Genomic DNA, 984 nt, shown 5'->3' with positions numbered 1-984 from the left:
ACCAGGCTCTCGATGCGGGTGGTCAGTGACATAGCGTCTCCTCGTCAGGACAGCCAGCGGCTCTTGATCACGCGCCGGCCGGTGTTGCGGTTGCCAGAAACACCCAGGCCACCTCGATGGGTGGCCTCGGTGATCGATTCAGTAGGTGTTTCAAGGGCTGGCGGACTGGCCAGCCCCAGTTGCCGCTCCAGTTCGCGCCAGTGGCGTTCCTCGAAGCGGTCGAGCCCTGCGGCCGCAGCAGCAGCACGGGCATACACGTAGCAGTCCAGCGCTTCGTTGCGCTCGCGCACCTTCTGCCACTCCCGCACCGGAAAACCATTCCTGTCGCGGCGGGTGATCAGTTGCTCGGCGCAGAGCTGCTGGATGAACTCGGCGTCGATCTTGGGCAGGTGGACGAAACCGGCCGGGTAGGTCACCGTCACGCCGTCGTCGGCCACCTCCGCGCTCTGGCGCAGGTGGTTGTAGAACTCGAGTTTGGCGAGCCCCACCGCGACCGCATACACCTTGATGCCCCGGCGCAGCTTCTTGCCCGCCTGCGAGACATCGACCGCCGTCGGTGTGCCGATCAGGGCTGCGCCCCCCATCGAACCCGTCCGCACGCCCTTGACCGCCATCACCCGCGCGTCGCGGCAGGCGCGCACGAAGGCGTAGGCCTCCTGTGTCGCAAAGCCGGTGTCCAGCGCCAAGCGGGCCAGCGGCATGGCCGCGCCCGAGGCATGGGTCCAGGTCTCGGCGAGCATCCCGCCCAGCGCCTTCCACACCGCATCCCGTGCGGTGTCGCCCATCAGCACCCGGTGCTCGATGAGCCAGGCCTCCTTGCCACGCCCGAAGGCCCAGACCGAGACCTCGATGCGGTCCTTCTGCACGTCGGCGCCGGCGGTGAGCAGCAGGCCGCCTGCGGGAATGGTGCCGATGGCATAGTCCTCGCGGCGCTCCAGCAGGCGTTGCCAGTCGGGCGCTTCGCCCTCCTCGACCCAGGTCTCG

1 protein-coding gene is annotated in these 984 nt (G+C 68.5%); it reads right to left on the bottom strand.

Annotated elements, in window-relative coordinates; genetic code table 11:
* Positions 1-44: 44 nt before the first annotated feature.
* On the bottom strand, positions 45-984 hold a 940-nt coding region (locus CTA01S_RS16225; protein ID WP_198150915.1), incomplete at its 5' end, for a terminase gpA endonuclease subunit.

It is taken from the genome of Caldimonas taiwanensis NBRC 104434 (assembly GCF_001592165.1).
GTDB lineage: Bacteria > Pseudomonadota > Gammaproteobacteria > Burkholderiales > Burkholderiaceae_C > Caldimonas > Caldimonas manganoxidans.
Note: the sequence above shows the minus strand (reverse complement) of the source record. Positions and strands in the feature narration are given on the sequence as shown.